Source organism: Stenotrophomonas sp. SrG (assembly GCF_050031795.1).
Lineage (GTDB): Bacteria > Pseudomonadota > Gammaproteobacteria > Xanthomonadales > Xanthomonadaceae > Stenotrophomonas > Stenotrophomonas rhizophila_A.
On record NZ_JBNBBE010000069.1, the window covers coordinates 1 to 326 of the forward strand.

Annotated in this window: 1 protein-coding gene; it reads left to right on the forward strand. The window is 66.3% G+C overall.

Features of this window, described 5'->3' with window-relative positions:
* Positions 1–151 (forward strand): SDR family oxidoreductase (locus tag ACQG3P_RS19010; RefSeq protein ID WP_426805905.1); only part of this gene is annotated, 151 nt, incomplete at its 5' end.
* Positions 152–326: the final 175 nt, after the last annotated feature.

A 326-nucleotide genomic window follows, 5' to 3' on the forward strand; every position in this document is an offset into this window, starting at 1 on the left:
CGTACGCAAGGCGCTGGAAGCCACGCACGCGCAGAACCGGCTGGGAAAGGCGGAAGAAGTGGCAGCGCTGGGGGCCTGGCTGGCCAGTGCCGACGCGTCGTTCGCCACCGGTACGTATTACGCCATCGAGGGCGGTTACCTGGCCCAGTAAACACCGTGGGGCTGGGGCGGGCCTGGCCCGCTCCTGCACGCCATGCTCACGCCGGATTTCACGGCACTCCCACGACGCTCTCGCAAGGCTTGAGGCATTGCCGAGGAGAGCTGGATGGGACTGGAACAGGATCTGTCGATTCTGCTGCGCTTCGCCGCTGCCATGTTGTGTGGGG